Consider the following 379-nt stretch of genomic DNA (forward strand, 5'->3'; position numbering starts at 1 on the left):
TGCGACATGATGGTCGCCGGCTCCCTGGAGACGTCCTTGGCGGAGCTGTTGGAGGCCATGGAACGGGCAAACGCGGCTTTCGCCGCCGCGCCAGACGCCGAGGGGAGCGATATTGCTGGTTTCGTGACGCTCTGGGGCGTTCCGCCTTTCGCTGTGGCGGTCCGGGCCGCAGGGATCGACCCTGGCGGCCCTATCTCCAACTCCGGTCTCTTCCTCTGCCGGTTGCCCGAGCCCTGGCCGGGGTGCGCGACCTTGGATGAGCATCGCTTAACATCTTCCCCACGGCTAAAGCCGGGAGATTTCCAAGAGTAGCCTAAGCCACCCTCTTCAGTTCGCGCTTCAACGGACGCCCAACGGCAATCCTCGGCGCGGGCTGTGT

The 379-nt window shown here is 65.2% G+C and carries 1 protein-coding gene; it reads left to right on the forward strand.

The window, feature by feature from the left end:
- Positions 1 to 312, forward strand: a 312-nt coding sequence (locus JT719_RS24350) for a hypothetical protein (RefSeq protein WP_207436390.1), incomplete at its 5' end; no start/stop codon positions are given.
- Positions 313 to 379 lie beyond the last annotated feature (67 nt).

Origin of the sequence: Sabulibacter ruber, assembly GCF_017355955.1 — a bacterium.
GTDB lineage: Bacteria > Bacteroidota > Bacteroidia > Cytophagales > Hymenobacteraceae > Nibribacter > Nibribacter ruber_A.